General features: G+C 69.8%; 25 protein-coding genes. 17 read left to right on the top strand and 8 right to left on the bottom strand.

The window, feature by feature from the left end:
- Positions 1 to 19 precede the first annotated feature (19 nt).
- The 4 genes from CJ010_RS00275 (at position 20) to CJ010_RS00260 (ending at position 4,426) form a co-directional block, all read left to right on the top strand.
- Positions 20 to 1,747 carry a DUF2300 domain-containing protein gene (locus CJ010_RS00275; RefSeq protein WP_141016174.1) on the top strand — a complete coding sequence of 576 codons (1,728 nt, stop codon included), beginning with the start codon at positions 20 to 22 and terminating at the stop codon, positions 1,745 to 1,747.
- A 112-nt stretch (positions 1,748 to 1,859) separates the two neighbouring features.
- The gene (locus CJ010_RS00270) at positions 1,860 to 2,684 is read left to right on the top strand and encodes a YfaP family protein (RefSeq protein ID WP_240794466.1); all 825 of its coding nucleotides are present in this window, start codon (positions 1,860 to 1,862) and stop codon (positions 2,682 to 2,684) included.
- On the top strand, positions 2,662 to 3,420 hold the full coding sequence (locus CJ010_RS00265; protein WP_141016172.1) for a YfaP family protein: 759 nt from the start codon (positions 2,662 to 2,664) through the stop codon (positions 3,418 to 3,420). Before CJ010_RS00270 ends, CJ010_RS00265 begins: the two co-directional genes overlap by 23 nt.
- A 76-nt stretch (positions 3,421 to 3,496) precedes the next feature.
- Positions 3,497 to 4,426, top strand: coding sequence for an alpha/beta fold hydrolase (locus CJ010_RS00260; protein ID WP_141016171.1), 930 nt, complete (start codon positions 3,497 to 3,499; stop codon positions 4,424 to 4,426).
- Positions 4,427 to 4,439: 13 nt separating this feature from the next.
- Here CJ010_RS00260 and CJ010_RS00255 read toward each other — a convergent pair whose 3' ends face one another.
- From CJ010_RS00255 to CJ010_RS00245, 3 genes are read right to left on the bottom strand one after another with little or no spacing between them, the layout of a single operon-like run.
- On the bottom strand, positions 4,440 to 5,738 hold the full coding sequence (locus CJ010_RS00255; RefSeq protein WP_141016170.1) for a TRAP transporter large permease: 1,299 nt from the start codon (positions 5,736 to 5,738) through the stop codon (positions 4,440 to 4,442).
- 10 nt (positions 5,739 to 5,748) lie between these two features.
- The gene (locus CJ010_RS00250; protein WP_141016169.1) at positions 5,749 to 6,267 is read right to left on the bottom strand and encodes a TRAP transporter small permease; all 519 of its coding nucleotides are present in this window, start codon (positions 6,265 to 6,267) and stop codon (positions 5,749 to 5,751) included.
- Between the two features lie 53 nt (positions 6,268 to 6,320).
- The gene (locus CJ010_RS00245) at positions 6,321 to 7,310 is read right to left on the bottom strand and encodes a TRAP transporter substrate-binding protein (protein WP_141016168.1); all 990 of its coding nucleotides are present in this window, start codon (positions 7,308 to 7,310) and stop codon (positions 6,321 to 6,323) included.
- A 166-nt stretch (positions 7,311 to 7,476) separates the two neighbouring features.
- Here CJ010_RS00245 and CJ010_RS00240 point away from each other — a divergent pair, with 166 nt between their 5' ends.
- The 12 genes from CJ010_RS00240 (at position 7,477) to CJ010_RS00185 (ending at position 18,495) form a co-directional block, all read left to right on the top strand.
- The gene (locus CJ010_RS00240) at positions 7,477 to 8,019 is read left to right on the top strand and encodes a winged helix DNA-binding protein (RefSeq protein WP_141016167.1); all 543 of its coding nucleotides are present in this window, start codon (positions 7,477 to 7,479) and stop codon (positions 8,017 to 8,019) included.
- 17 nt (positions 8,020 to 8,036) lie between these two features.
- Positions 8,037 to 8,777 carry a 5-oxoprolinase subunit PxpB gene (pxpB, locus tag CJ010_RS00235; RefSeq protein WP_141016166.1) on the top strand — a complete coding sequence of 247 codons (741 nt, stop codon included), beginning with the start codon at positions 8,037 to 8,039 and terminating at the stop codon, positions 8,775 to 8,777.
- Complete coding sequence (locus CJ010_RS00230; protein ID WP_141016165.1) at positions 8,774 to 9,877, top strand: biotin-dependent carboxyltransferase family protein; 1,104 nt, start codon at positions 8,774 to 8,776, stop codon at positions 9,875 to 9,877. The genes pxpB and CJ010_RS00230 overlap by 4 nt, the downstream gene beginning before the upstream one ends.
- 19 nt (positions 9,878 to 9,896) lie before the next feature.
- Positions 9,897 to 10,664 (top strand): LamB/YcsF family protein, encoded by a 768-nt coding sequence (locus CJ010_RS00225; protein ID WP_141016164.1) that lies wholly within the window; start codon positions 9,897 to 9,899, stop codon positions 10,662 to 10,664.
- Positions 10,665 to 10,751: 87 nt separating this feature from the next.
- The gene (locus tag CJ010_RS00220) at positions 10,752 to 11,696 is read left to right on the top strand and encodes a LysR family transcriptional regulator (RefSeq protein WP_205754858.1); all 945 of its coding nucleotides are present in this window, start codon (positions 10,752 to 10,754) and stop codon (positions 11,694 to 11,696) included.
- A gap of 80 nt (positions 11,697 to 11,776) precedes the next feature.
- Positions 11,777 to 12,586, top strand: a complete 810-nt coding sequence (locus CJ010_RS00215) for a putative hydro-lyase (protein ID WP_141016163.1) — start codon at positions 11,777 to 11,779, stop codon at positions 12,584 to 12,586.
- A gap of 147 nt (positions 12,587 to 12,733) precedes the next feature.
- Entirely contained in the window at positions 12,734 to 13,771 is a 1,038-nt protein-coding gene (locus tag CJ010_RS00210) for a TRAP transporter substrate-binding protein (protein WP_141016162.1), read from the top strand.
- Between the two features lie 100 nt (positions 13,772 to 13,871).
- Positions 13,872 to 14,492 carry a TRAP transporter small permease subunit gene (locus CJ010_RS00205; RefSeq protein WP_141016161.1) on the top strand — a complete coding sequence of 207 codons (621 nt, stop codon included), beginning with the start codon at positions 13,872 to 13,874 and terminating at the stop codon, positions 14,490 to 14,492.
- A complete protein-coding gene (locus CJ010_RS00200; RefSeq protein WP_141016160.1) occupies positions 14,489 to 15,772 on the top strand; it encodes a TRAP transporter large permease in 1,284 nt (427 codons plus the stop codon). The genes CJ010_RS00205 and CJ010_RS00200 overlap by 4 nt, the downstream gene beginning before the upstream one ends.
- Positions 15,773 to 15,831: 59 nt before the next feature.
- Positions 15,832 to 16,512, top strand: a complete 681-nt coding sequence (locus CJ010_RS00195) for a DUF2848 domain-containing protein (RefSeq protein WP_141016159.1) — start codon at positions 15,832 to 15,834, stop codon at positions 16,510 to 16,512.
- Positions 16,513 to 16,552: 40 nt separating this feature from the next.
- A complete protein-coding gene (locus tag CJ010_RS00190; RefSeq protein ID WP_141016158.1) occupies positions 16,553 to 17,905 on the top strand; it encodes an amidase in 1,353 nt (450 codons plus the stop codon).
- A complete protein-coding gene (locus tag CJ010_RS00185; protein WP_141016157.1) occupies positions 17,902 to 18,495 on the top strand; it encodes an ureidoglycolate lyase in 594 nt (197 codons plus the stop codon). The genes CJ010_RS00190 and CJ010_RS00185 overlap by 4 nt, the downstream gene beginning before the upstream one ends.
- Before the next feature lie 103 nt (positions 18,496 to 18,598).
- On the opposite strand, the gene CJ010_RS00180 is transcribed toward CJ010_RS00185, so the two are convergent.
- Entirely contained in the window at positions 18,599 to 19,360 is a 762-nt protein-coding gene (locus CJ010_RS00180; RefSeq protein ID WP_141016156.1) for a glucose 1-dehydrogenase, read from the bottom strand.
- Positions 19,361 to 19,548: 188 nt separating this feature from the next.
- Here CJ010_RS00180 and CJ010_RS00175 point away from each other — a divergent pair, with 188 nt between their 5' ends.
- Positions 19,549 to 20,460: a helix-turn-helix domain-containing protein gene (locus CJ010_RS00175; protein WP_141016155.1), complete on the top strand. Its 912-nt coding sequence runs from the start codon at positions 19,549 to 19,551 to the stop codon at positions 20,458 to 20,460.
- 97 nt (positions 20,461 to 20,557) lie between these two features.
- Here CJ010_RS00175 and CJ010_RS00170 read toward each other — a convergent pair whose 3' ends face one another.
- The 4 genes from CJ010_RS00170 to CJ010_RS00155 all read right to left on the bottom strand — a co-directional run bounded on the left by CJ010_RS00170 (position 20,558) and on the right by CJ010_RS00155 (position 25,870).
- Positions 20,558 to 21,238 (bottom strand): PEP-CTERM sorting domain-containing protein, encoded by a 681-nt coding sequence (locus CJ010_RS00170; protein ID WP_141016154.1) that lies wholly within the window; start codon positions 21,236 to 21,238, stop codon positions 20,558 to 20,560.
- A gap of 237 nt (positions 21,239 to 21,475) precedes the next feature.
- Positions 21,476 to 22,285 (bottom strand): SDR family NAD(P)-dependent oxidoreductase, encoded by an 810-nt coding sequence (locus CJ010_RS00165; protein ID WP_141016153.1) that lies wholly within the window; start codon positions 22,283 to 22,285, stop codon positions 21,476 to 21,478.
- A gap of 5 nt (positions 22,286 to 22,290) precedes the next feature.
- Positions 22,291 to 24,717, bottom strand: coding sequence for an RND family transporter (locus CJ010_RS00160; RefSeq protein WP_141016152.1), 2,427 nt, complete (start codon positions 24,715 to 24,717; stop codon positions 22,291 to 22,293).
- Entirely contained in the window at positions 24,710 to 25,870 is a 1,161-nt protein-coding gene (locus CJ010_RS00155; RefSeq protein WP_141016151.1) for a YCF48-related protein, read from the bottom strand. The genes CJ010_RS00160 and CJ010_RS00155 overlap by 8 nt, the downstream gene beginning before the upstream one ends.
- Between the last annotated feature and the right edge of the window lie 68 nt (positions 25,871 to 25,938).

Here is a 25,938-nt window from a genome sequence, read left to right as displayed (position 1 = left end):
GCGCGTGCGGGGATCGGTCTTGACCGCGCGCTGGCCTGGCCGCCTGCTCGCGGCACTTGCACTCGCACTTGCACTTGCACTGCTCGGCGCCGGTGCGCAGGCCGCGCCTGCCGCGCTCGATCTCGCCTACCGCGATCCGGCCAGCGGCGCACTGGTCCAGCGCGCCTTCGATGCCGACGGCGGGCCGATGCCGCAAGCCGTGCCACCGGCTGCAGTGCCGCTCGGCAGCCTGTGGAAGCTCTTCGTGTTCGCCTGGCTGACGGAACACGGCGCACCGGCGCCGGATTACGTGTGCCGCGCCGGCCGTGCCAACGACGCCGCCAGCCGCCGGCGGCGCGAGGAAGAAAGCTACTGCTGCGAGGCGGGCGGCAGCATCGGCCGCGATGCGGCGCTGGTGTCGTCCTGCGGGCTGTTCTTCGCGCCGGCGCGGCTGGGTATCGCCGCGGCCGACTGGCGCAGCTTCTGGACCGATCGCGCGCCCGGCCTGCCGTGGCTGGCGGAGCTTGCGGCGATGCAGCCGGAAACTGCGGTCAGTCCCGCCAGCCTGATTGCGGCGCTCGAAGCGGTGCCGCCGCGCGCCCGCGAGCAGGCCGCCGGCGTGTTGCTGGCGCGCGCCTTCGGGCCGGGCGGCGATGCCGGGGCGGTGCGCGTGCTCGGCGGCCGGCTGCGGGTCAAGACCTACTCCTGGTTTCGGCCGGGCACGCGCGAGCGCTACGGCGGCGGTGCCGGCTGGCTGGCGGACGGCACGCCGCTGTGGTTCGGCGCGGCTGGCACCGGCCAGCAGGTGCTGGCGCGCCACGGCGCGACGCTGGCGGCGGCCTTGCCGCAGGGCGGCGGCGGACTGGCGCCGGGCTGCGTCGAGGTGGATTTCTTCAGCCGTTACCCGCTGGTCCGGGTCGATGGCCCGGACGGCCGGCCGGCGCGCGCCGGGCTGCTGCGCGGGCGCCACGTGGCGGTGTTCGCCAACGGCGTGAGCCTGCCCTTTCGTGGCAGCGGCGAGTTGCGGCTGCTTGTCGAGGAAGGCGTGCCGCGGCTGCAGGGCCGTTTCGGCGTGGACGACTACGTCGCCCGCGTGCTCGACCGCGAGGCCGACGCCGGCGAGACCGAGGCGGCGCGCGCGCTGGCGGTGGTGGCGCGGAGCTATCTCTTCAACGAGGCGGCGCGCCGCGGCAACTGCCTGGCGATCGCCGACAGCAGCCGCAGCCAGCGGGTGTCGCCCAATCCGCCCTCGGCCGCGGCGCTGGCGGTGGCGGGCTTCACCACCGAGCTGGTGCTGCGCGGCGCGCCGGTGGGCTACCACCTGGATACGCCGGGGCCGGACCGGCTGGTGTGGCGCGAGGCAGTGGCGGCGGGCCGTGCCGGTCAGCCCTGGGATGCGATTCTGCGCCACGCCTTTCCCGCCGCCGACCTGGTGGCGGCGCGCGATCCGGCCGGCCTGCCGTGCGAGCGGCTGGTGCCGGCCGAGCGCTGGCTGGCGGCGCAGGCGCCGCGCTGGCGGCGGATGCTCGCCGCCCTGCCCGGCTTCGAGCCGCCGGCCGCGCCGCTGGTGTGCCGGCTGGCCTGGGGCACGCCCTTCTCCGAACTCGACCGCGGCCGCATCCACGTGCGCGAGCTGCGCACGCCGGAAGACCGCATCACGCTTGCCCACGAATACCTGCACCTCGGCCTGCGCCACCATCCGGCGAGCGGCGACGAGGCGCTGGTGGAAAGCTGGGCGCGCCGACTGGCGGAAGGCACGGGACCATGAGCGCGACGCTTGTCGGCAGCCGCTGGCGGCCGGACAATCGCATTCCTGTTCAGTCGATACGCGTATGACGGAATATGCCATTCAAGAAGCCGGTCGTGGGAGCAATGCTCTGGTGAGCGCGCGTGCCTGTCGCTGCCTGACGGTGCTTTGTGCGCTTGTCCTGGCCGGCCCGGCTGCGGCCCTGCAGCCGGCCACGGTGGACGCGCCCGCCGGTGGCTGGAACTACGGCGGCCTCACCGATCACAGCGCCGACAGCGCGGTGGCCTACCCGTATTCGCCGATAGACCGCGGCGCCCAGGCCGGGCGCACGCTGATCCGCGGCCGGCTGGCCGCCGAGCACCGCGCGCGCGACGCCGCCGGCAAGCCGCACACGCCGCCGACGCTGGTGGTCAATGGCAACCCGATGCCGCTCTACAGCGGCGACGACGGCCGCTACGCCCGCCCCTACGCCTTCGGCCCCGGCTCCAACAGCGTCGAGATCCGCAGCGCCGACGGCCAGTCGCTGCAGCGCCTGCAATTCTTCGAGGCCAACCCGGCGCGGCCGCGCGCCCAGCTGCGCGCCATCCTGGCCTGGGACGACGACCAGGCCGAGGTCGACCTCCACGTACTCACGCCCGACGGCCAGCATGCCTTCTGGGCGCATCCGGTGCTCACCAACGGCGGCGGCATGGATGTGGACAGCGTCGATGGCGCCGGGCCCGAGATGTTCTCCATCACCACGCCGCTGCGCGGCCCCTACCAGCTCTACGTCAATTACTGGGGCAACTTCGGCGACGCCGGCTACCACTTCGACGAGCGCACCCGGCAGAAGAAGATCATCACCTGCCGCATCACCCTCGTCTTCCACGAAAACACCCCGCAGGAGCGGCGCGAGAGCTTCGTCGTGCCGCTGCGCAAGATCGGCGATCTCACCCATGTCAAATCCGTCATCTTCTGATCTCCGCCGCTTCGCGCTGCTGCTCGCCGCGCTGCCCGGCGCCGCTCTGGCCGAAGCGGAGATGCCGGTGGGCGGCTGGCGTCCGGGCCATGCCGACGCGCCCTACACCCAGGAGGTGAACTACCCGGCCTCGCGCCCCGGGCTGGTGGCCGATGTGCCGGGTGCGGCGCAGATCCGCGGCCGCATCGCGCGCGCCGGCAAGGGGCCGGCGACACTGGTGGTCAATGGCAACGCGATGCCGCTGGAAACCGACGAGGCCGGCCGCTACGGCCGCGCCTACAGCTTCGCCACCGGTTCCAACAGCGTCGAGATCCGCGACGGCGAGGGCCGCAGCGCACAGCGCGTGCAGTTCTACCAGACCGCCGCCGGCCAGCCGCAGTCGCGCCTGCGGGTGGTGCTGAGCTGGAATACCGACGGCACCGACCTCGACCTGCACATCCTCACCCCCGACGGCGAGCACGCCTGGTACGGCAACCGGGTGGTGAGGAGCGGTGCCATCGACGTCGACGTCACCACCGGTTACGGCCCGGAGATCTTCGCCGCGCCGGCGCCGGCCAAGGGTCCTTACCAGGTCTATGTGAACTACTATGGCAGCGGCGAGGAACACCTGCTGACCACCGCCCGCATCGCGGTGATCTCCAACGAAGGCACGCCGTCCGAGCGTCGCCAGGAATTCGAGGTGCCGATGCGGGCGGCCGGCGAGCTCACGCTGGTGCGCCAGTTCGTCTATCCCTGAACGGATCGGCCGCGCTTTCCGGCGGCGACCGGCGCGGCCATACTGGCTGCCTTTCGTCCGCTGCGAGGTGTCCGCCATGTTTCCTGCCAACCAGGCCGCCGCCGCGGCCGACGCCGCGCTGTTTCCGGGTTTCGCCAGCCATCGCGTGGAGGTCGCGCCGGGTGTGGATATCGCCTGCGTGGCGGGCGGCAGCGGGCCGGCGCTGTTGCTGCTGCATGGCCATCCGCAGACCCACGCGATCTGGCACAAGGTGGTGCCGGAACTGGCGCGGCACTTCAGCGTGGTGGCGTCCGACCTGCGCGGCTACGGCGATTCCGCCAAGCCGGCGGGTGCGCCCGACCATGGCAACTACGCCAAGCGCGCGATGGCGGCGGATCAGGTGGCGCTGATGCGCGCGCTCGGCCACGCGCGCTTCAAGGTACTGGCCCACGACCGCGGCGCGCGTGTCGCCCACCGGCTGGCGGCCGACCATCCGCAGGCGGTGAGCCGGCTGGTGCTGCTCGACATCGCACCGACGCTGGCGATGTACGAGCAGACCACCGAAGCCTTCGCGCGCGCCTACTGGCACTGGTTCTTCCTGATCCAGCGCGCGCCGCTGCCGGAGCGCCTGATCGAGGCCGACCCCGTCGCCTACCTGGGCGACGTCATGGGCAGCCGCCATGCCGGGCTGACGCCTTTCGACCCGGCCGCCTTCGCCGAGTACGCGCGCTGCCTGTCGCAGCCCGGCGCGGCGCACAGCCTGTGCGAGGACTACCGCGCCGCCGCCGGCATCGACCTGGAACACGACCGTGCCGACCGCGCCGCCGGCCGCCGGCTGACGATGCCGCTGCTGGCGCTGTGGGGCGAGAAGGGCATCGTGCAGCGCTGTTTCCGGCCGCTGGAGGAGTGGCAGCGGGTGGCGGACGACGTCCGCGGCGGCCCGCTGCCCTGCGGCCACTACATCCCGGAAGAGGCACCGGCGGCCTTGCTGGAAGCCGCCTTGCCCTTCCTGCTGGAAGGCGCCTGAGGCACGCCCGTCCTTAGCCTATCATCCGCCCCGGCAGCCAGGTCACCAGGCCGGGGAATGCGTACAGCAGCACCACGGCCAGCACCATCAGCAGGAAGTAGGGCATGGCGTAGCGCGCGATGGTGGTGATCTGGCGCCCGGTGAGGCCTTGCAGCACGAACAGGTTGAAGCCCACCGGCGGCGTCACCTGCGCCATTTCCACCACGACCACCACGAAGATGCCGAACCACAGCGGATCGATGCCGGCGGTCTGGATGGTGGGCATCAGCACCGCCATGGTCAGCACCACGATGGAGATGCCGTCGAGGAAGCAGCCGAGCAGCACGTAGAACACCGCCAGCGCCACCAGCAGCACGCCTGGGCTCAGCCCGAGCGAGCCTATCCACTCGGCGAGGTGGCGCGGCAGGCCGATGTAGCCCATCGCCAGGGTGAGGAAGGCCGAGCCGCCGAGGATGAGCGCGATCATGCAGTACAGCCGGGTGGCGCCCATCAGCGCGGCGACGAAGCTCTTGCGGTTGAGCGACTTCTGGCTGGCGGCGATGACGAGGCTGCCGATCACGCCGATGGCCGCCGCCTCGGTGGCGGTGGCGATGCCGCTGTAGATGGAGCCGAGCACGCCGGCGATCAGCAGGATCACCGGGATCAGGTTGCGCGACGCGCGGATCTTGCCGGCGAAATTGGTGCGCAGGTCGGCCGGCGGGATCTTGTCGGCGTTCAGCAGCGACCAGACGATGACCCAGCCCATGAACAGCCCCGCCAGCATGATGCCCGGCAGCACCCCGCCGATGAAGAGCTTGGCGATGGAGACGTCGGCCGCCACGCCATAGACGATCATGATGATGGACGGCGGGATCAAGAGGCCGAGCGTGCCGGCGCCGGCCAGCGTGCCGAGCGCCATCGATTCCGGATAGCCGCGGCGGGTGAGTTCGGGCAGCGCGATCTTGCCGATGGTGGCGCAGGTCGCCGCCGACGAGCCCGACACCGCGGCGAACAGCGTGCAGCCGATGATGTTGGTGTGCAGCAGGCGGCCGGGCAGGCGTTCCAGCCAGGGCGACAGGCCTTTGAACATGTCTTCCGACAGCTTGGTGCGGAACAGGATCTCGCCCATCCACAGGAAGAGCGGCAGCGCGGTCAGGGTCCAGCTCGAGCCGGCGCCCCAGATCGCCACCGCCATGCCGTCGCCGGGCGCGCGCGGGGTGAAGCCGAGCATGCCGAGGATGCCGATGGCCATCAGCGCCAGGCCTATCCAGACGCCGCCGGCGAGCAGCACCAGCATCAGGCCGATGAGGAGGGCTGCAATGGTCAGTTCCATGGTCCGCTCCTCATTCCATGCGTGCGGCTTCGGCGCCGGCACCGGCCAGCCGCCTGGGCGCGCGGCCGAGCGTGGTCAGCACCAGGTCGTCGACGATGGCGATCAGCAGCACTACCGTGCCGATCGCCATCGACAGCTGTGGGATCCACAGCGGCGTGGCATCCACCCCCTGCGACACCTCCTCGAATTCGTAGGACTGCCAGGCCAGCCGTACCGCGTACCAGGCCAGCATGCCGGCAACGGCGGTGGCGGCGGCGAGCGAGCCCCATTCCAGCGCGCGGCGCAGGCGCGGGCCGACCCGCTCCAGCACCAGGCTGACGCGGATGTGCTCGCCGTGCTTGAAGGTGTAGGCCAGCGCGAGAAAGCCGCAGGCGGCCATCGCGTAGCCGGCGTAGTCGTCGCTGCCGGCAAGGTAGAGGCCGAGCGACCGGCTGACGACGCCGGCCGAGACCATCAGCAGGGTGGCGACCATGCCGAGCGCAGCGAGCGCGCCGGACAGGCGGTAGAGGGAATCGAGCAGCGCTCTCATGGGGGCTCCGGGCGGAAAAAGGGCCCGGCATGCCGGGCCCGATGGGGCTGGGATTATTTCGACTTGCGGTAGGTGTCGAGGATCTTCTGGCCGTCGGCGCCGACCTTCTCGGCCCATTCGGTGGTCATCCTGTCGCCGATCTTGACGAAGTCGGCGCGCAGCGCGTCCGACGCCGGCAGCACCTTCATGCCGTTGGCCTTGAGCTGGGCGACGTACCAGGCGGTCTTCTCTTCCGACAGCTTCCAGCCGCGCGTCTCGGCGGCGGCGGCGGCCTTCATCACCGCCTGCTGGGTGGCCGGATCGAGCGCGTCGAAGGCTTTCTTCGACACGAACACGATGTTCTTCGGCAGCCAGGCCTGGACGTCGAAGTAGTAATCGAGCTGCTCCCAGCTCTTGGAGTCGTAGCCGGTGGCCGACGAGGTCAGGTTGGCCGAGACCACGCCGGTCGACAGCGCCTGGGTGAGGTCGGCCGCCTGCACGGTGACCGGCTGCGCGCCCATCAGCTCGATCATGCGGGCCACGGTCGGGCTGTAGGAGCGGATCTTGATGCCCTTGAGGTCGGCCATCGAGGTGAGCGCCGTCTTGGAGTAGATGCCCTGCGGCGGCCAGGCCACCGAGTACAGCAGCTTGAGGCCGTTCTTCGCCAGCCGCGCCTCGACCGCGGCGCGCGAGGCCTGCCACAGCTTCATCGAATCGGCGTAGCTGGTGGCGAGGAAGGGCACGGTATCGAGGGCGTAGAGCTGGTCTTCGTTGGCGAGGCTGGACAGCAGCAGTTCGCCGATCTGGGCCTGGCCGCCCTGCACCGCGCGCTTGATCTCGTTGGCCTTGTACAGCGAGCCGTTGGGATGGACGGTGATCTTGAGCTTGCCGCCGCTGGCCTGGGCGATGTCGTTGGCGAACTGCTGGACGTTCTCGGTGTGGAAGTTGTTGATCGGGTACGGGGTGGGCATGTCCCAGGTGGTCTGGGCCTGGGCGGCGCCGGTGATGCCGAGCGCGGCCAGGGTGCCGGCAAGTGCCTTGAGGATGCGGTGGGAGGCGGTCATCTGGTGTTCTCCGTGCAGGGGAGTGAAGGCTGAAAACCGTGTGCTGCTGTGGATCTTGCCTGCCGCGGATCCGGCAGGCCGGAACGGCAGCAACAAAATCGCTGTTGAAAGAGTGGTATTTCGTCTATAAATTGTCAAGAATTCGTAAACAAGTTCTGAGGAAAACATGGCGAAAAACCCGGCGTCACCCGCCGCCCCGGACGGCGGCCGCATCGTTTCCTCCCAGCATCTGGTGTCGCCGAAGTCGCCCGAGCTGTCGGAGTTCGAATACGGAATGATCGTGGCCTGGCACGCCTTCGCGCGCTGGATGCTGCGCTGCATGAACGCGACCGGCATCAAGGACATGGCCGCCATCGACGTGCTGGTGCTGCACCACGTCGCCCATCGCGACAGCGACAAGCGCCTGGCCGACATCTGCTTCGTGCTCAACGTCGAAGATACGCACGTGGTGTCCTACTCGCTGCGCAAGCTCGCCGGTCTCGGCCTGGTGCAAAGCAAGAAACAGGGCAAGGAAGCCTTTTTCGGTGTCACCGAGCGCGGCCGCGAGATCTGCCTGGCCTACCGCGACGTGCGCGAGTCCTGCCTGATGCCGGGCTTCACCGGCAGCGCCGAGGACAACGCCCAGCTCGGCGAGCTGGCGCGCCTGCTGCGCACGTTGTCCGGCCGCTACGACCAGGCGGCGCGCGCCGCGTCCACCTCGGTGCTGTAAGCGTTGGAGTACCGACCATGAGCCTGCGCCTGCTCGATGCCGGCGATGCCGCCTTCACCATCGAATTCGGCAACGCCATCGATCCGCAACTGCTGGCCGCGGTGAATGCGCTCGACGCCGCCATCGCCCGCTTGCAGGCCGAAGGCGGCCTGCCCGGTGTGATCGAAACCATGCCCACCTTCCGTTCGCTCACCGTGTTCTTCGATCCGCTGCTGACCGGGCGCGAGGCGCTGATCGCCGCGCTGCAGCCGCTGTTCGCCGCGGCCGAGGGCGGCGCGGCGCTGGCCGGCCGGCGCTGGCGCCTGCCGGTGTGCTACGAAGGCGAGTGCGCGCCCGACCTTGCCGACACGGCGCGCGCCATCGGCGCGGGCGAGGACGAGGTGGTGGCGCTGCACAGCGGCACCGAATACCGGGTCTACATGCTCGGCTTCCTGCCCGGCTTCCCCTTCATGGGCGACCTGCCCGAACGCCTGCGGCTGCCGCGCCGGGCCGAGCCGCGCGTCCGCGTGCCGGCCGGCAGCGTGGCCATCGCCACCGGGCTGACCGCGATCTACCCCTGGGAAAGCCCGGGCGGCTGGCATCTGCTCGGGCGCTGCCCGGTGCCGCTGTTCGACGCCGGGCGTGCGTCGCCCTCGCTGCTGGCGGCGGGCGACCGGGTGTGCTTCGAACCGGTGTCGATGGCGGAATTCCAGCGCCTGACGGCCGCTCTGCAGGCGGGCGAGATCGATCCGCAGCAATGGCTGGAGGGCGGGCAATGAGCGACACCGTGCAGCTGGAAGTGCTGGCCGCCGGGGCCTACGCCTCGGTGCAGGACGGCGGCCGGCGCGGTTACCGGCGCATCGGCGTGCCCTGGGCGGGTGTACTCGACAGCCGCCTGATGCGCATCGCCAACAGCCTGGTGGGCAACGTCGATGCGGCACCGGTGATCGAATGCTTCGACGGCGGGCTGCAGCTGGCCGCCCGCGGCGGCGCCGTGCGCGTCGCGGTGGCGGGCGACGCGACGCTGGAGATCGAGCGCGGCGGCGAACGCGGTCCGCTGCCGGCGTGGCGTTCGGTTACGCTGGCCGATGGCGACGTGCTGCGGCTGCGCAAGCTCGGTGCTGGCCGGATCGCGATGGTCGCGGTCGAGGGCCTGACGCTGCCAGCGGTGCTGGGCAGCGCTGCCACTTACGCCCGCGCCGGGCTGGGCGGCCTCGGCGGCAGCCTGAGCGGCCGCGCCCTGGCCGGCGGCATGCGCTTGCCGGCCGCTGCGGCGAGCGCCTCGCCGGAACGCGTGCTGCCGGTGCCGCCGGCGGCCGATGCCGGCCCCATCCGCATCGTGCCCGGGCCGCAGGCCGACCATTTCACCGAGGCCGCGCTGGCGTTGTTCGTCGCGGCCGAGTACCGCGTCACCGCCGAGGCCGACCGCATGGGCGTGCGTCTGGAAGGGCCGCCGCTGGAACACGCCGGGGCGCGCGAGATCGTGTCGGATGCCACCGTGCAGGGCGCCATCCAGGTGCCGGGCAACGGCCAGCCCATCGTGCTGCTGGCCGATGCCCAGACCGCCGGTGGCTATCCCAAGGTCGCCACGGTGATAAGCGCCGACCTCGGCCGCCTGGCCGCCTGCCGGCCGGGGCAGGCGGTGCGCTTCGCCGTGGTCGGCGCGGCCGAAGGCGAACGCCTGGCCCGTGCCGCCGAAGCCGAGACGCGCGCGCTGCAGGCGAGCGTGCGGCCGCTGCTCGGCGAGGGCGTGGACCTCGCCGCGCTCTACGCCTGCAACCTGGTGAGCGGCGTGGTGCATGCGCTGTCCGCCGAATACCGGCCGTTGCCTGGTGTCGAAGACGCGAGCGGCGGCCCTTCTCCCGGCATCTCCTCCTGAACCCTGCGGAATCCCAGCCATGAAGATCAACCTCAATGCCGACCTCGGCGAATCCTTCGGCGCCTGGAAGATGGGCGAGGACGAGGCGCTGCTGCAGGTGGTGCGCTCGGCCAACATCGCCTGCGGATTTCATGCCGGCGACCCGCTGGTGATGCGCAACACGGTGCGCACCGCGCTCGCCGCCGGGGTCAGCCTCGGCGCGCATCCGGCCTATCCCGACCTGCAGGGTTTCGGCCGGCGGCCGCTGAAGATGGCGCCGGCCGAGCTGGAGGCCGCGGTGATCTACCAGGTCGGTGCGCTCGCCGGCATGGCGGCGGCCGAAGGCGGCCGGCTCACCCACGTCAAGCCGCACGGTGCGCTCAACAACCAGGCCTGCGAGGATGCCGCGCTGGCCGACACGGTGGCGCGCGCGGTGCGCGCGTTCGACCGCGAGCTGATCCTGCTGGCGCCGGCGCTGTCCGAGCTCTGCGCCGCCGGCGAACGCGCCGGCCTGCGCGTGGCGGCGGAGATCTTCGCCGACCGCGCCTACACCGACGCCGCCACCCTGGTGCCGCGCAATCAGCCCGGTGCGGTGATCCACGACCACGACGAGCTCGTCGCCCATGTGCTGCGCATGCTGGAGGCGGGCGGCATCGTGGCGCAGAGCGGCAAGCTCATGAAAACGGCCATGCACAGCATCTGCGTGCATGGGGACACGCTGGGCGCGGTGGAGAGTGCGCGCCAGCTGGCCGAGACGCTGAAGGCGAAGGGGTGGGATCTGGTGGACCTGCCGGAGATGGTGGGCTGAAAATTGCCCGCGGGGCCTTGCCCCCTCCCTTCAAGGGGGAGGAACTTGAGTCTCTTGGCCTTCGTTCCAGCTGATAAGCTGAACGAATTGAAACGCTCCCCCGTCCCCATGATAGAACTGCGTGGCATCGAGACTTTCTACTGGGTCGCCACCCTGGGCGGCTTCCGCGCCGCCGCCGAAAAGCTCCATACCAGCCAGCCGGCCATTTCGCAGCGCATCGCGCAGCTGGAGGATGGCCTCGGTGTCAGGCTGTTCGACCGCGATACCCGTGGCGTGCGCCTGACCGCCAAGGGCCAGGCCCTGCTGGCGCATGCCGAACGCATGCTGGAGATGCGCCACGACATGCTGCTGGTGGCGCGCGCGCAGAACGCGGTGAGCGGCCGACTGTGCATCGGCGTGGCCGAGACCATCGTCCAGACCTGGCTGCCGGCGCTGCTCGAGCGGGTGCACACCACCTTCCCCGACCTGGTGCTGGAGATCGAGGTGGATACCACGCCGGTGTTGCGCGCCCACCTGCTGGCGCGCCAGATCGACCTCGCCTTCCTGATGGGGCCGCTGTCCGAGCCCGATGTCGAGAACCTGCCGCTGTGCCGCTATCCGCTGGCCTGGGTGGCCAGCCCGCAGCTCGATCTCGGGGTGGAGCCGCTGCCGCTGGTCAAGCTGGCGAAGCTGCCCGTCATCACCTATCCGTCCAGCAGCAAGCCTTACCAGATTGTGCGCGAGATGCTGATGCGCGCCGGCGTGCGTGCGCCGAGGATGTACGGCTCGGCCTCGCTGGCGATGGCGGTGCGGATGGTGCGCGACGGCATCGGCACCAGCGTGATCGCGCCGGTTTTCCTCGGCAAGGAACTGGCCGAAGGCCGCTTGCGGTTGCTCGAGGTAGCTGCCGAACCCTTGCCCGACCTGGCATTCACGGCCACCTGGCTGCGCGGCACCGACAGTCACGTAGCCGCTGCGATTGCCCGTCTTGCAGTGCAGGTGGCGGCCAGCGAGGAGGGCGGCGAAGGCGGCACTGATCGCTTTTACTTATAAGCTTTTATCCGAACATACGATTAGACAGGTCGGAGCTTCTGGGCTGAAATGGTTTTGCAACAACCCATTTCGGAGCACCGATGCCTGCTGTCGCCACGTCTTCCCCCGCCTTCGCCCCGGAAAGCCTGGAGGTGCGTCTGCGCGCCCGTCGCGGTGAGCTGACCGGTCCCACCGCCAGTCTGGTGCCAGGCTACGTCCAGGCCAACCTCGCCATCCTGCCCAAGGCGCTGGCCGACGATTTCCTGCGCTTCTGCCTGCGCAACCCGCGTTCGTGTCCGCTGGTCGGCGTGTCGGAGCCGGGCGATCCGCGGCTGCCCGGACTCGGCGCCGATCTCGACATCCGCAGCGACGTGCCGCGCTACCGCGTGTGGCGCGACGGCGTGATGGTGGAAGAGTGCACCGACGTGCGCCACGTCTGGCGCGACGACCTGGTGAGTTTCGCCATCGGCTGCTCCTTCTCCTTCGAGGAAGCGCTGATCGCCGACGGCATCGAGGTGCGCCACATCGCCGCCGGCTGCAACGTGCCGATGTACCGCACCAGCATCCCGACCACCCCGGCCGGCGTGTTCTCGGGGCCGATGGTGGTGTCGATGCGGCCGATGAAGGCCGCCGACGCGATCCGCGCGGTGCAGATCACTTCCCGTTTTCCGTCGGTGCATGGCGCACCGGTGCACCTGGGCGACCCGGCCGAAATCGGCATTGCCGACGTCGATCGCCCCGACTACGGCGACGCCGTCGACATCCGCCCCGGCGAACTGCCGGTGTTCTGGGCCTGCGGCGTGACCCCGCAATCGGTGGTGGCGGCGGTGCGGCCCGAGTTCTGCATCACCCATGCGCCCGGCCACATGCTGGTGACCGACCTCAAGAACAGCACGCTGGCGGTGTTCTAGCACCGGCAGGGGCGGCGAGGAGGTAGCCCGTCGCCGAACGATGTCCCAGGAAGTCCGGCTGTGCCGGAGTGCCGCGAACGTACGCCGGGGATGCGCGGGCCCGGTGTATCGACATGAATCCCGCCCCCAATCCCGGAGAAGTGCCTCATGAAGACCATCGTCGCCGCGCTCGTCGGCACCCTGATCGCCGGTTCCGCGTTTGCCCAGGAACTGCCCAAGACCCAGCTGCGCATCGTCGGCGGCCTGTCCAACCTGACGGCCTACAACGACTACGAGAAGCCCTTCTGGACCAAGACCATCCCCGAACTTTCCAAGGGCCAGGTCACCGCCGAGATCAAGGGTTTCAACGAAATGGGCCTGAAGGGGCCGGAGCTGATGCGGCTGATGTCGCAGGGCGTGGTCGAGTTCGGCACCGCGACGCTGTCCTACTTCGCCAGCGACAACCCGATCAACGAAGCGATCGACCTCGCCGGCCTCGCGCCGGACGTGAAGACGGCGCGCCAGGTCACCGACGCCTTCGAGCCGATCTACGCCAAGATCTACGGCGACGGCGCCAAGGTGAAGGTGCTGGGCATCTCGCCCTACCCCGCGCAGGTGCTGTTCTGCAACGCCGAGATCCGCAGCCTGGCCGACCTCAAGGGCAAGAAGGTGCGCACCAGCGGCCGTTCGCAGGCCGAGTTCGTCGAGGCGATGGGCGGCTCCAGCGTGACCATGGCCTTCGGCGAAGTGGTGCCGGCGCTGCAGAACAAGGTGGTCGATTGCGCCATCACCGGTTCGCTGTCGGGCTATTCGGCCAAGTGGTACGAAGTGTCCACCCACCTCTACGCGCTGCCGATCAACTGGAACCAGCAGATCCACGCGGTGAACCAGAAGGCCTGGGACAAGCTCGACCCGAAGGTGCGCGACTTCCTGCAGACCAGCGTGAAGGGCCTGGTGAACGACATCTGGAACGCCGCCGAGCGCCAGACCGAAGAAGGCTATGCCTGCAACAGCGGCGCCGCGAGCTGCGCGCAGCCGGTCAAGGGCAAGATGGTGCTGGTGCAGCCCACCGCCGCCGACCGCGAACTGCTCGCCAGGATCCGCGGCGACGTGATCAACAAGTGGGCCGCGCGCTGTTCGGCCGAGTGTGTGAGCGACTTCAACGCCACCGTCGGCAAGGTGGTCGGCGTCACCGCCAAGAAGTGACCGCAGCCGCCGGCCGTGAGGCCGGCGCCTGACGAGGACGCCCCGCAGCGGGCGTCTGTTCCCGACCCGCTGCGGGGCCCCCGCCCCCGGAGAGAATTCCATGACTGCCTCACCCCCCCTCGGCCTGCTCGCGCGCCTGCTGGCGCTGGCCGGCACCCTGTCGCGCGTCGCGGTATGGGTCGGCGGCGCGCTGACCATCGCCAGCGTGCTTCTGATCTCCTACGACGTCATCGTCCGCCGCCTGTTCGGCATCACCGTCGGCGGCGCCGACGAGCTGTCCAGCTACGCCTTCGCCATCAGCACCAGCTGGGCGCTCGCCTTTACCGCGCTCGACCGCGCCAACGTGCGCGTTGACGTGATCTACCAGTATTTCCCGGTGCGCATCAGTGCCCTGCTCGACTGGATCGCGCTGGTCGCGCTCGGCGTGTTCTCGGTGTACCTCACCTACTACGCCTACGACGTGGCGATGACCTCGTGGACCGAGAACGCCGCCGCCAACACCCCGCTCGCTACCCCGCTGTGGGTGCCGCAGACCCTTTGGGTGGTGGGCCTCGGCTGGTTCTCGGTGGTGCTCGCGCTGCTGCTGATCCGTGCCTCGGTGGCGCTGGTCACCGGCGACATCGCCGCGCTGAAGGAAGTGTGCGGCGTGAAGTCGGCCAAGGAAGAGGCGGAAGAAGAAGCCGCCGCCGGCATCCGCATGGTCAAGGGAGAAAACGCATGATCGTCGTCGCCCTCATCCTGCTGCTGGTGCTGATCGGCCTCAGCATCCCGGTGGCCGCCGCGCTCGGCGTGCTCGGCCTCATTCTCGATCCGCTCTATTCCATGCTGCCGCTCACCCGCGCGATGGGCGAGCTGGCGTGGAGTTCGAGCAACGAGTTCCTGCTGGTGGCAATCCCGCTCTTCATCATGCTGGGCGAGGTCCTGCTGCGCGCCGGTTTCGCCGAACGCATGTACGGCGCGATGAGCCTGTGGCTGTCGTGGCTGCCGGGCGGGCTGATGCACGCCAACATCGGCGCCTCGACGCTGTTTTCGGCCACCTCCGGTTCCAGCGTGGCGACCGCCGCCACCGTAGGCACCGTGGCGCTGCCGCAGATCAAGCGCTTCGGCTACAACGAGCCGCTATTCCTCGGTTCGATCGCCGCCGGCGGCACGCTCGGCATCCTGATCCCGCCTTCGATCAACCTCGTCATCTACGGCGTGCTGACCAACTCCTCGGTGCCCAAGCTCTACCTCGCCGGCATCATCCCCGGCTTCCTGATGGCGGCGCTGTTCATGGCAGTGATCGTGGTGGCCTGCATCGCCAAGCCGCAATGGGGCGGCCAGCGGGTGACGGCGAGCTGGGGCGAGCGCTTCGCCAGCCTGGTGCACCTGCTGCCGCCGCTGGGCATCTTCCTGCTGGTGGTGGGCTCGATCTACGCCGGCATCGCCACGCCCACCGAGGCGGCGGCGCTGGGCGTGGTCGGCGCGCTGGTGCTGGCGGCCGTCTTCGGCCGACTCAAGATCGCGATGCTGCGCGAGGTGGTGGAAAGCTCGATGCGCGCGACCGCGATGATCATGATCATCGTCATCGCCGCGGCCTTCCTCAACTTCATCATGTCGGCCATCGGCCTGACCGACGCGATCACCAGCAGCATCACCGGGCTGGGCCTGTCGCCGGGCTGGATGCTGCTCGCCATCGTGATCTTCTACGTCATCCTCGGCTGCTTCATGGAGACGCTGTCGATGATGATCACGACCATCCCCATCGTCGCGCCCATCATGACCGCGCTCGGCTTCGATCCGATCTGGCTCGGCATCGTCATCATCGTCCTGGTGGAAACCGCGCTCATCACCCCGCCGGTGGGCCTCAACCTCTTCGTCGTGCAGAGCCTGCGCAAGTCCGGCTCGATGCAGGCGGTGATCAACGGCAGCCTGCCCTTCGTCGCCGCGCTGTTCCTGATGATCGCATTGCTCGCCGCCTTCCCCGGCCTCGCCCTGTGGCTGCCGTCGGTGTTCGGCTGATCGAACCCGCCGGGCGCGGCCGCCGCGCCCGGCCTTCTCCCTTTTCTGGAATATGCACCATGAAACTCGAATTCACCCTCGAAACCGCCCAAGGCACCCAAACCCTCAAGGCCGAGCTTGGCCAGCTCGTCGTCGCCGGCTGGGCCGGCCGCGACCGCGACGCCATCGAACACCACATCGAGGAACTCGCCGCCATCGGCGTGCCGCGCCCGAGCGCGGTGCCGCTGTACTACCGCGTCGCCGCCAACCAGATCACCCAGGACGAAGTCGTGCAGGTGGTCGGCGACAGCTCTTCCGGCGAGATCGAAGCCTTCGTGTTCGCGGTGGACGGCGTGCTCTATCTCTCTATCGCCTCCGACCACACCGACCGCAAGCTCGAGGCCTACAGCGTGGCGCTGTCCAAGCAGGTGTGCGTCAAGCCGGTGGCGCGCACCGCCTGGCCGCTGGCGGAAGTCGCCGACCACTGGGACGCGCTGCAGGTGCGTTCGCGCATCGTCGAGAACGGTGCCGAAGTGGCCTACCAGGACGGCACGCTCGCCAGCCTGCGCACCGCCACCGACCTCATCGCCGGCTACAGCGGCGCCACCCTGCCCGACGGCACCGGCATGACCTGCGGCACAGTGGCGGTGATAGGTGGCATCCGCCCGGCCACGGTGTTCGAAATGGAGCTGTACGATCCGGTGCGCCAGCGCAGCATCCGTCACCGCTACACGCTGGACGTGCTGCCCGAAGTGGCCTGATCCTTCCCCCGCCAATCAGTCACCGCGAGGAACGCGCACCATGCTGCCCACCATCGAAGCCCTGGCCGCCGAGCTCGCGGCCGGTCGCACCACTTCCGTCGAACTCACCCGTGCCGCGCTCGCCCGCGCCGAAGACCCTGCCGGCGAGGGCGCGCGGGTGTTCACCCGCATCCACGCCGAGCGCGCGCTCGCCGCCGCCGAGGCCTCCGACACGCTGCGCGCGGCCGGCATCGTGCGCTCGCCGCTCGACGGCCTGCCGCTGTCGGTGAAGGATCTGTTCGACATCGCCGGCGAGCCCACCACCGCCGGCTCGGTGCTGCTGAAAGACGCGCCGCCGGCCGCGCGCAACGCGCTGGTGGTGGATCGCCTGATCGCCGCCGGCGCGGTCATCGTCGGCCGCACCAACATGACCGAGTTCGCCTATTCCGGCCTCGGGCTCAATCCGCATTACGGCACCCCCTGCAACGCCTGGGACCGCACCACCGGCCGCATTCCCGGCGGTTCTTCGTCCGGCGCGGCGGTGTCGGTGACCGACGGCATGGCGGTCGCCGCCATCGGCTCGGACACCGGCGGCTCGGTGCGCATTCCCTCGGCGCTGTGCGGCCTCACCGGTTTCAAGCCGACCGCACGCCGGGTGAGCATGGAAGGCGTGCTGCCGCTGTCGACGGCGCTCGACTCCATCGGCCCGCTCGCCGCCTCGGTGCGCTGCTGCGCCATTGTCGATGCCGTTCTAGCCGGCGAGCCAGTCGACCTGCCGGCGCCGGCGGAACTCGCCGACCGCGTGTTCGCCATCCCCACCGACGTCGTGCTCAACGACCTGGACGACACCGTCGCCCACAGCTTCGACGCCGCGGTCGCGCGGCTGGAAGCGGCCGGTGCGCGCATCCGTCGCATCGCGGTGCCCGAGTTCTCGCAGCTGGCGCAACTGCACGCCCGCGGCACCTTCACCGCGGCGGAAGCCTGGGCCTGGCACCGCGGCTACCTGGAAACGCGCGCTGCCGAGTACGACCCGCGCGTCGGCAGCCGCATCGCCGTCGGCGCCAGGATGAGCGCGGCCGACCTGCTCGACCTGATGGCGGCGCGCCGCCGCTGGATCGCCGCGGTGGAGGCGCGCATCGCCGGCTTCGACGCGCTGCTGATGCCCACGGTGCCGCAGGTGGCGCCGCGCATCGACACCCTGGTACGGGACGAGGAAGCCTATTTCCGCGCCAACGGCCTGATGCTACGCAACCCGACGCTGATCAACTTCCTCGACGGCTGCGCGCTGTCGCTGCCCTGCCACGCACCGGGGGAAGCCCCGGTGGGCCTGATGCTGGCCGCAGCCGGTGGGCGCGACCGCCACATCCTGGCGCTGGGTCAGGCGATCGAGGCGGCGCTGGCGGCGGGGCGATGAATCCCCGGTTTGCGCCGTGGCCGGCCGCCGCCGACGAGGTGGCGGAGCCGGCCCGCGCGCTGACGGTGGAAGCGCTGACCGCCGAAGCCTTCGCGCCTTTCGGCCGGGTGCTGGGCGGCGGTTACGACCCCACCGTCACCGGCTTCAGCCACCCCGGCAGCGATTTCTGGCATGTACACGACTTCGACGCCGGCACCGGCGGCCAGGTCGAAGTGCTGTGGGTGAACTACCGCAACGACAGCCTGCGCCTGCGCGTGCTCGAAGCCCATTGGCTGACCGAGCAGGCCATCGTGCCGCTCGGCGGCGAGATCGTGCATGTGGTCTGCCCCGGCCGCGACGATGATCCGCGCACCCCCGACCTCGCCCGCCTGCGCGCCTTCCGCGTCGGCGACGGGCAGGGCGTGTGCATGCAACCGGGCTGCTGGCACGCCAGCTTCGTGCTGGCCGGGCAGACGACGTGTCTGATGCTGACGCGGCATTCGACCACCGCGGACCTGGTCGAGGCGCTGCAGGGCCGGCACGACGCGGTGGAAAGCAGCATCGTCGAACTGGCGGCGCTGGGCGAGGGTGAGGTCGCGCTGCAGGTTTGAGCGGGGCCGGCGGGCCGACAAAAAGACGCCCGGCAAACCGGGCGAAGAGGAGGGGCACCATACCCCTGATCATCTCGGCGGGCGGGTCGTCCGCCCGTTACGCTCACGCCACCGTCAGCCCGCCGTCGGCCACCAGCGCATGCCCGTGCACCAGCGAGGCCCGCGGCGACATCAGCCACACCACCGTTTCGGCCAGTTCCTCCGGCGTGCCCATGCGGCCGATGGGCTGCAGCTTGTTCCATTCCTCTTCCGCGCCCGGCTGGCCGGCGATCACCTGGTCCACCATCGGCGTGCGGATCACCCCCGGACACACCGCATTCACCCGCAGGCCGCGGCTGCCGTATTCCAGCGCGGCCGTCTTGGTGAGGCCGATCACCGCATGCTTGGTGGCGCAATAGACCGACAGCCCCGGCTTGCCGACGATGCCGCCGACCGAGGCGGTATTGACGATGGCGCCGCCGCCGCGCGGCAGCATCAGCTCGATCTGGCGCTTCATGCCGTACCACACCGCCTTCAGGTTGATCGCGATCAGCGCGTCGAAGGCGGCTTCCTCGTGATCGGCGAGCGCCACGCCCGGCCCCGGAATGCCGGCGTTGTTGAAGGCGCCGTCCAGCCGGCCGAATTCGGCGATGGCGAGGTCGTGCAGCGCGTCCAGCTCGTCCAGCTTCGCCACATCGGTACGCACCGCCACCGCGCGGCCGCCGGCCATCGTGATGCGGTGCGCGGTGTCTTCCACCGTATCCAGCTTGAGATCGCTGGCGATCACGATCGCGCCTTCGCGCGCCATCAGCTCGGCCGCCGCGCGGCCGATGCCGGAGCCGGCGCCGGTGACGATCACCACCTTCTGTTCGAGCATGCCCTGCATCTGTGTCTCCTGTCCTTGTGCGGCCCGTCGCGGGGCCTTGTGGTGTTGCGCACTGTAGCCGGGCGGCGCGGCGCGGGCGGCGGCGGCGGATAACTTTAGCGATATCTGCAAAGTCCCCCGCTGTAATTGGAAAACGGCGCGCCTACAATGGCTTGCATAACAAAAGCGCTACCCATACGGAGGAGACAATGACGGGAGTTTTCTCATCGACCCCGCAGCTCATCGCGCGCGCCACCGCCTCTGCGCCGGATTACGTGATGGAAGGCCACAACGGCGACATCTTCGGTGCGCGCTGGAACCACCCCGCCGGCGAATCCCAGCTGCGCCGCAACGCCGAGCATGTGCTGGTCTATCACCTGTCGGGCAACACCGACGTCGAACGCCTGCAGCAGGGCGTGGTCACCGGCTTCCGCTCGCGCGTCGGCTCGGTCACCTTCATGCCGCGCGATTCGGAATCCGACTGGCGGCTGGGCGGCAACACCCAGGTCATCCACCTCTACCTGTCGCAGGACGTCATGGACGCTTTCGCCCGCGACACGCTGGAGCGCGACGCCTGTCCGGAAATCGACGACTTCTTCGCGGTGAACGACACCTGGCTGGACGGCTTCTTCCGCATGCTGGCCAGCGAGGCGCCGCCCTCCGCCGGCGCCGGCACCCGGCTGGAAACCCTGGTGCTCGACCAGATCCAGAGCCTGCTGGTGCGCCACCTCGTCACCCGCTACGCCAGGGAACGCCGCCCCGACACCGAACGCGCGCTGGTACGCGGCGGCAGCGGCAGCCAGCTGCGCCAGAGCGTGCTGAAGAAGATCACCGCGCTGATCCACGAACGCCTGCACGAAGACATCTGCCTGCAGGACCTGGCCGACCTCGCCTGCATCTCCAAGGACCACTTCCTGCGCGCCTTCCGCGACACCGTCGGCCAGACGCCCTACCACTACGTGCTGTCGCAGCGGCTGGAGCGGGCGCGGATGCTGCTAAGGGAGGACCAGAACCTGCCGGTGGCGGAGATCGCGCGGCGCTGCGGCTTCAAGAACCTGAGCCACTTTTCGGCGACGTTCAGGCGGATGACGGGGGTGAGTCCGAAGGGGTATCGGGGGTGAGGGCTTAGCGCGCTGTCGGCAGAACGTCGCTGCCTTCATCAAGGATGCCGAGGAAAGCGTCATAAGCGAACACCCTGTCCCGCTGCTTCCAGGTGATCTAGCAGGATTCGAACTGGACATGGCGGCCAGGCTGCAGCCTCCTGCGACTGAGCAATCCAATCAGTGCCGTCAGCGTCAGCAGCAAGGTGCCAGGTTCTGGCACCGAGGTGAGGACGGCGGTGATCGTGTACTCGTAATCGGCGGAGAAGGATGTCTGGTATCCGTTCCATCTCAGCCTCTGCCCGTCCCAGATTCCGCTTGCTCCGATTTTCTCGCCGGTCGCCAATATGACGCAGCCGCCGATGGCGCCGGGAGGCACGGGGCAGCTTATGTCTCCCAAGGTAGCGAAGGTGTCGTCATCGTTCAGCAACCCCAGCACCGTGCTGAGTTGCAGCCCACTCGCAAATGCGTCCGACGCGATACCGACAGGCGTGAGACCCAGCAAGTAGCGATATGGATCGACATCACCGGGATTCAGGAACTGCGGGATCACCTCAAGTTCAATCTGGCCGCTGATCCCGTAGATTTCGTTCGCCGGCGGTGGGCATACGATCTCGCCAGACGCGTCGGGGAAACAAATGGAAAGTTTCGCGCTGTAGTGAACCTGGCTTTGTGCCGGATCGATCTGCAGCGTCATGGCGCTGGCCGGATTGAGGAACGCGGCCGAAAGCAGCAAGAGACCCGCCAGCACGACCCGTATTGCGATGCGCATCTTCGAGATAACTCCGCCTGTCGTCATCTGTCATTCTCCACAACGTAATTGGCATACGTTGATGGGTGAAGCAAGTCCAATTCCATATTCGACATGCATTTGATTTGCTGCGTTATCGTGGCGCGAGTCGACGCTTCCTCCAGGCCAGGTGTCAAAGGCGCCGACAGGCGGACTCCTTGCGCCGCGTCTTAACGACGCTGATCCACCTTCTCGGCAACCGTGGCCTCACCCACGAGACGCTGCACGGGGCATTTCAGGTCCCCCTTACCCGAAATGCGACGGCGCAATCCCCGCCGTCTGTCCGCCATCCACGAACAGTTCCGTCCCGGTCACCATCCCCGCCGCGTCCGACGCCAGATACACCACCGCCGCCGCGACATCCGCCGGCTTCGCCAGCCGCCCCACCGGCACCAGCCGCGCCATCGCCTGCACCATCGCTTCCCGGCTGCCATACAGCGCGGCGATCGGGTCCAGCATTTCGCTATCCACGTAGGTCGGATGCACCGCGTTGCAGCGGATCGGGTAGCACTTGTGGGCGCAGTACAGCGCTACCGATTTGCTGAGCATGCGCAGCGCGCCCTTGCTGGCGCAGTAGCCGGCCAGATCCGGCGCGGCGTGGGTGGCGGCGATGGAGCCGACGTTGATGATGGCGCCGGGGCGGCCGCTGCCGGCCATGGCGCGGATGGCGTGCTTGCAGCCGAGGAAGGGGCCGGTGGCGTTGACCGCCATGAGGCGGTTCCAGTCGGCCAGCGCCAGGTCCTCGAAGTCGCCGCCGAGGCCGATGCCGGCGACGTTGGCGAGGATGTCGAGGCGGCCTTCGGTGGAGATGACGTAGTCGAGCGCGCGGCACCAGGCGGTTTCTTCGGTGACGTCCAGGTGTACGAAGCCGGCGGCGCCGCCGATGGCGTCGGCGGTTTCCCAGCCGCCGGTTTCGTTGATGTCGGCGACGATGACGCGGGCGCCTTGCGCGGCGAGCGCGTGGGCGGTGGCGCGGCCGATGCCGGAGGCGCCGCCGGTGACGAAGGCGACGCGGCCGGTGAGGTCCATCAGACGGGTTTCGATCGTGTTGGTCATGGTGTTCAGCTCCTTTGCGCGTCGGCAAGGCGAAGATGGGGTTCGGGGTGTCGGGGGGTAGCGGTTGCCGCTGCCGGCCCGGCGGCGGGCAGCAGCAGGCGGGCGAGCGCGGGCAGCAGGACCAGTGCGCCGACCATGTTCCACAGGAACATGAAGGTGAGCAGCAGGCCCATGTCGGCCTGGAACTTGATGTCCGAGCCGATCCAGGTGAGCACGCCCACCGCGAGGGTGAGGCCGGTGAAGGCGACGGCGCGGCCGGTGGTGGAGACGGTGAGCAAATAGGCTTCGGCCAGCGGCAGGCCGCGGTCGAGGCAGGACTGCAGGCGGTTGTAGATGTAGATGCCGTAGTCCACGCCGATGCCGACGCCGAGCGCGATCACAGGCAGGGTGGCCACCTTCACCCCCAGACCCATCCACGCCATGATCGCCTCGCACAGCACCGAGGTGATGTAGAGCGGCACCACGATGCAGACCGTCACGCGCAGCGAGCGGAATTCGATCAGCAGCAGCAGCGCGACGATGGCATAGACCAGCATCAGCATGGTGCGCTCGGCGTCGCGGATGACCTCGTTGGTGGCGGCCTCGATGCCGGCGTTGCCGCCGACCAGGGTGAAGCGCACCTTGTCGGAGTCGTGGCGGGCGGCGAAGGCGCGCACGGTGGCCATCACCGCCGACAGCGTGGCGGCCTTGTGGTCGTTCAGGTACACCACGAAGGGCGTCATCGCGCAGCCGTTGCCGATGTATTCCTTGGGCGTCTTCTGGAAGGCGCCGCCGAGCGCGTACTTGTTGCGGCTGATGGCGTACCACTTGGGGTTGCCCTCGTTGTTGCCGGCGAGCACGCGGTAGGCGAAGTCGGACATCGACACCGTGCGCTGCACGCCGGGCACGCGCTCCAGTTCGGCGGCGAGCAGGTCCATGCCGGCCAGCACCTGGTAGTCGCGGCAGCCCTGCGGCGGGGTTTCGGCCATGATGACGAACACGTCGGTGCTGGTGGCGTAGTGCTCCACCAGGAAGGCGGCGTCGCGGTTGTAGCGCGAGTCGGTGCGCAATTCGGGCGCGCCGGGGTCGAGGTCGCCGATCTGAAGGTCGCGCGCGCCCCAGTAGCCGAGCGCCAGCAGCGCCGCGCCGGCCAGCGTCACCACCACCGCCGGGCGCGGCTGGGCGCAGCGCGCCACCTGCTGCCACAGCCAGGGCAGGTGATCGCGGCGGCGGCGGGCGTGGGCGACCGCGGCGGGTGACACGCCGGTCCACGACATCAGCACCGGCAGCAGGAACATCTTGCTGAAGATGATGACCGCCACGCCGATGCTGGCCGAGATGGCCAGTTCCTGGATGACGCCGATGCGGATGATGAGCAGGGTGGCGAAGCCGACCGCGTCGCACAGCAGCGCCACCGTGCCGGCGACGAAAAGGCTGCGGAAGGAACGCTTGGCGGCTTCCACCTTGTCGGCGCCGTCAAGCGCGGCGTTGGCGGTGGCGTTGATGTTCTGCACCGCGTGGCTGATGCCGATGGCGAAGGTGAGGAAGGGCACCAGGATGGAGTACGGGTCCAGCCCGTAGCCGAGCAGCCGCACGATGCCGAGCTGCCACACCACCGCGATCAGGCAGCACACCAGCGTGGTGAGGGTGCTGCGCAGGCAGCGCGAATACCAGAACAGCAGTGCGGCGGTGAGCACCAGCGTGAGCAGGAAGTAGCCGAGGATGGGCACCGCGCCGGCTATCAGTTCGCCGATGACCTTGGCGAAGCCGACGATGCGGATGCCCACTGCGTCGTTCTCGTAGCGGGCGCGGATGCGTTCTTCCAGATCGGTGGCGAAACGGCCGTAGTCCAGGCGTTCGCCGGTTTCCGGATTGCGCTCCATCAGCGGCACCAGCACCAGCGCCGAACGCAGGTCGTTGGCGACCAGGGTGCCGACCTCGCCGGAGCGGAAGACGTTGGCGCGCAGCTGTTCGATGGCGCGCGCCGAGCCGTCGTAGCCGTCGGGGATGACCGGGCCGGCCTCGAAGCCTTCGGCGGTGACTTCGCCCCACATCACGTTGGGCGTCCATAGCGAGCGCATGCCGGCGCGATCCACGCCGGGGATGTAGAACACCTCGTCGTTGACCTTGCGCAGCACCGCCTGGAATTCGGGGTCGAAGATGTCGCCCTTGCGGTTCTCGACCACCACCCGCACCACGTTGGAGAGGCCGCGCAGGTTGTCCTCGTGGGCGAGGTAGTTGGCGATGGCCGGGTGGTGGGTGGGGATCATCTTCTCGAAGCTGGCGTCCGGCCGCAGGCCGAGCGCCACCCAGCCGAGCCAGACGGTGAGCAGTGCGAAGAGGGCGACGGTGGCGGTGCGGTGGCGGAACAGCGCGCCTTCCAGCCGGCGTTCGAGGCGTTTGAGCAGGCCACCGTGCGGGGCGCGGGTAGCGGTGACGGTGGCTTCACTCATGGCGGCCATCTCCGGGGTTGGCGGCTTCGGCCCGGGCGAGGCCGCCCCAGCCGGCCAGCACCCAGCCGTCCTTGCCGCGCGCCGCGGCGGTGAGCGGGCGGCCGTCGCCGGCGGGCAGGGTCTCGAAGCGCTCGCCGGCCAGGCGCAGGCGGGCGCCGTTGTTGCCGACCAGTTGCAGTTCGCTGCCGGCCAGCGCGGCGCCGTAGAGCGCGCTGCGGGTGCCGCTGTCCAGCGCCTGCCAGCTGGCGCCGAGGTCGGTGCTGCGCAGCACCGCGCCGTCGAAGCCGTAGGCCAGCGTGGCGCTGGCGTCGGGCAGGGTGACGAGGCCGTAGAGCCCGCCGTCGGCGAGATCCGCCTGGGCCTGCCAGTGCCCGCCGGCATCCGTCGAGCGCAGCACCAGGCCGCGTTCGCCGGCGATCAGCAGCACCTTGGGCGCGGGTGAGGCGACGGCGTAGAGGTGCAGGTCTTCCGGGTTGGGCAGGCGGTCGGCGAACAAGGCCCAGTGCGCGCCGCCGTCGGTGGTGGCGAAGGCCATGCCGAAGGCGCCCACGGCGTAGCCTTCGCGCGCGTCGCGGAACCACACGCTCATGAAGGGGCGCGAGGGGCCGAAGCCGGCGGTCTGCTCGATGCCGGCTAGGCCGTCTTCGGCGGCGGCGAGCGCATCTTCGGCGGCTTCGCGTTGTGGCGCGGGTGCGGCCTCCAGCGCGGCGCGCGCGGCTTCCACCCGCTTCTGCGCCCACGCCAGCATCTGCGCGTTGGCCTGGTTGCCGTCGAACTGGCGGGCCCAGCTGGCGCCGCCGTCGCGGCTGTGCAGGATCACGCCGTCGTGGCCCACCGCCCAGCCGAGCTGCGGGGTGGGGAAGTGCAGCGCGGTGAGCATCACCGCTACCGGCACCGCGGCCTGGGTCCAGCTGCGGCCGCCGTCGTCGGAATAGACGATGGTGCCGCGCGCACCGGCCGCGACCAGGCGGTCCCCGGCGGTGACCAGGCTGTTCATCAATTGGCCGGCGGCGCGCGGGCTTTGCGGCGCGGCGGTTTCGAGCAGGTCGATGGGCGGCGCGGCGGCGGGCCGCGGCGCGAGGCCGGCACCGGCGGCGGCGGCGACCAGCACCGCCGCCGCCGCGGCCAGCGTGGCGAGGGGAAGGCGTGTCATCATGGGTGTCCCTGTGGGCGGGGCGGCGGCGGTGTGATCCGGCGCCGCCCGCTGTGCGCGGTCGTGGC

Source organism: Azoarcus sp. DD4, from assembly GCF_006496635.1.
Classification (GTDB): Bacteria; Pseudomonadota; Gammaproteobacteria; order Burkholderiales; family Rhodocyclaceae; genus Azoarcus.
This window is presented reverse-complemented; position numbering and strand designations above follow the sequence as displayed.

What these genes read in the sequence shown, in the direction of transcription:
- CJ010_RS00265 (WP_141016172.1), top strand. Translation starts at nt 2,662, where the DNA reads ATGTCAAATCCGTCATCTTCTGATCTCCGCCGCTTCGCGCTGCTGCTC.
- CJ010_RS00260 (WP_141016171.1), top strand. Translation starts at nt 3,497, where the DNA reads ATGTTTCCTGCCAACCAGGCCGCCGCCGCGGCCGACGCCGCGCTGTTT.
- CJ010_RS00255 (WP_141016170.1), bottom strand. Translation starts at nt 5,738, where the DNA reads ATGGAACTGACCATTGCAGCCCTCCTCATCGGCCTGATGCTGGTGCTG.
- CJ010_RS00250 (WP_141016169.1), bottom strand. Translation starts at nt 6,267, where the DNA reads ATGAGAGCGCTGCTCGATTCCCTCTACCGCCTGTCCGGCGCGCTCGCT.
- CJ010_RS00245 (WP_141016168.1), bottom strand. Translation starts at nt 7,310, where the DNA reads ATGACCGCCTCCCACCGCATCCTCAAGGCACTTGCCGGCACCCTGGCC.
- CJ010_RS00240 (WP_141016167.1), top strand. Translation starts at nt 7,477, where the DNA reads ATGGCGAAAAACCCGGCGTCACCCGCCGCCCCGGACGGCGGCCGCATC.
- pxpB (WP_141016166.1), top strand. Translation starts at nt 8,037, where the DNA reads ATGAGCCTGCGCCTGCTCGATGCCGGCGATGCCGCCTTCACCATCGAA.
- CJ010_RS00230 (WP_141016165.1), top strand. Translation starts at nt 8,774, where the DNA reads ATGAGCGACACCGTGCAGCTGGAAGTGCTGGCCGCCGGGGCCTACGCC.
- CJ010_RS00225 (WP_141016164.1), top strand. Translation starts at nt 9,897, where the DNA reads ATGAAGATCAACCTCAATGCCGACCTCGGCGAATCCTTCGGCGCCTGG.
- CJ010_RS00215 (WP_141016163.1), top strand. Translation starts at nt 11,777, where the DNA reads ATGCCTGCTGTCGCCACGTCTTCCCCCGCCTTCGCCCCGGAAAGCCTG.
- CJ010_RS00210 (WP_141016162.1), top strand. Translation starts at nt 12,734, where the DNA reads ATGAAGACCATCGTCGCCGCGCTCGTCGGCACCCTGATCGCCGGTTCC.
- CJ010_RS00205 (WP_141016161.1), top strand. Translation starts at nt 13,872, where the DNA reads ATGACTGCCTCACCCCCCCTCGGCCTGCTCGCGCGCCTGCTGGCGCTG.
- CJ010_RS00200 (WP_141016160.1), top strand. Translation starts at nt 14,489, where the DNA reads ATGATCGTCGTCGCCCTCATCCTGCTGCTGGTGCTGATCGGCCTCAGC.
- CJ010_RS00195 (WP_141016159.1), top strand. Translation starts at nt 15,832, where the DNA reads ATGAAACTCGAATTCACCCTCGAAACCGCCCAAGGCACCCAAACCCTC.
- CJ010_RS00190 (WP_141016158.1), top strand. Translation starts at nt 16,553, where the DNA reads ATGCTGCCCACCATCGAAGCCCTGGCCGCCGAGCTCGCGGCCGGTCGC.
- CJ010_RS00185 (WP_141016157.1), top strand. Translation starts at nt 17,902, where the DNA reads ATGAATCCCCGGTTTGCGCCGTGGCCGGCCGCCGCCGACGAGGTGGCG.
- CJ010_RS00180 (WP_141016156.1), bottom strand. Translation starts at nt 19,360, where the DNA reads ATGCAGGGCATGCTCGAACAGAAGGTGGTGATCGTCACCGGCGCCGGC.
- CJ010_RS00175 (WP_141016155.1), top strand. Translation starts at nt 19,549, where the DNA reads ATGACGGGAGTTTTCTCATCGACCCCGCAGCTCATCGCGCGCGCCACC.
- CJ010_RS00170 (WP_141016154.1), bottom strand. Translation starts at nt 21,238, where the DNA reads ATGACGACAGGCGGAGTTATCTCGAAGATGCGCATCGCAATACGGGTC.
- CJ010_RS00165 (WP_141016153.1), bottom strand. Translation starts at nt 22,285, where the DNA reads ATGACCAACACGATCGAAACCCGTCTGATGGACCTCACCGGCCGCGTC.
- CJ010_RS00160 (WP_141016152.1), bottom strand. Translation starts at nt 24,717, where the DNA reads ATGAGTGAAGCCACCGTCACCGCTACCCGCGCCCCGCACGGTGGCCTG.
- CJ010_RS00155 (WP_141016151.1), bottom strand. Translation starts at nt 25,870, where the DNA reads ATGACACGCCTTCCCCTCGCCACGCTGGCCGCGGCGGCGGCGGTGCTG.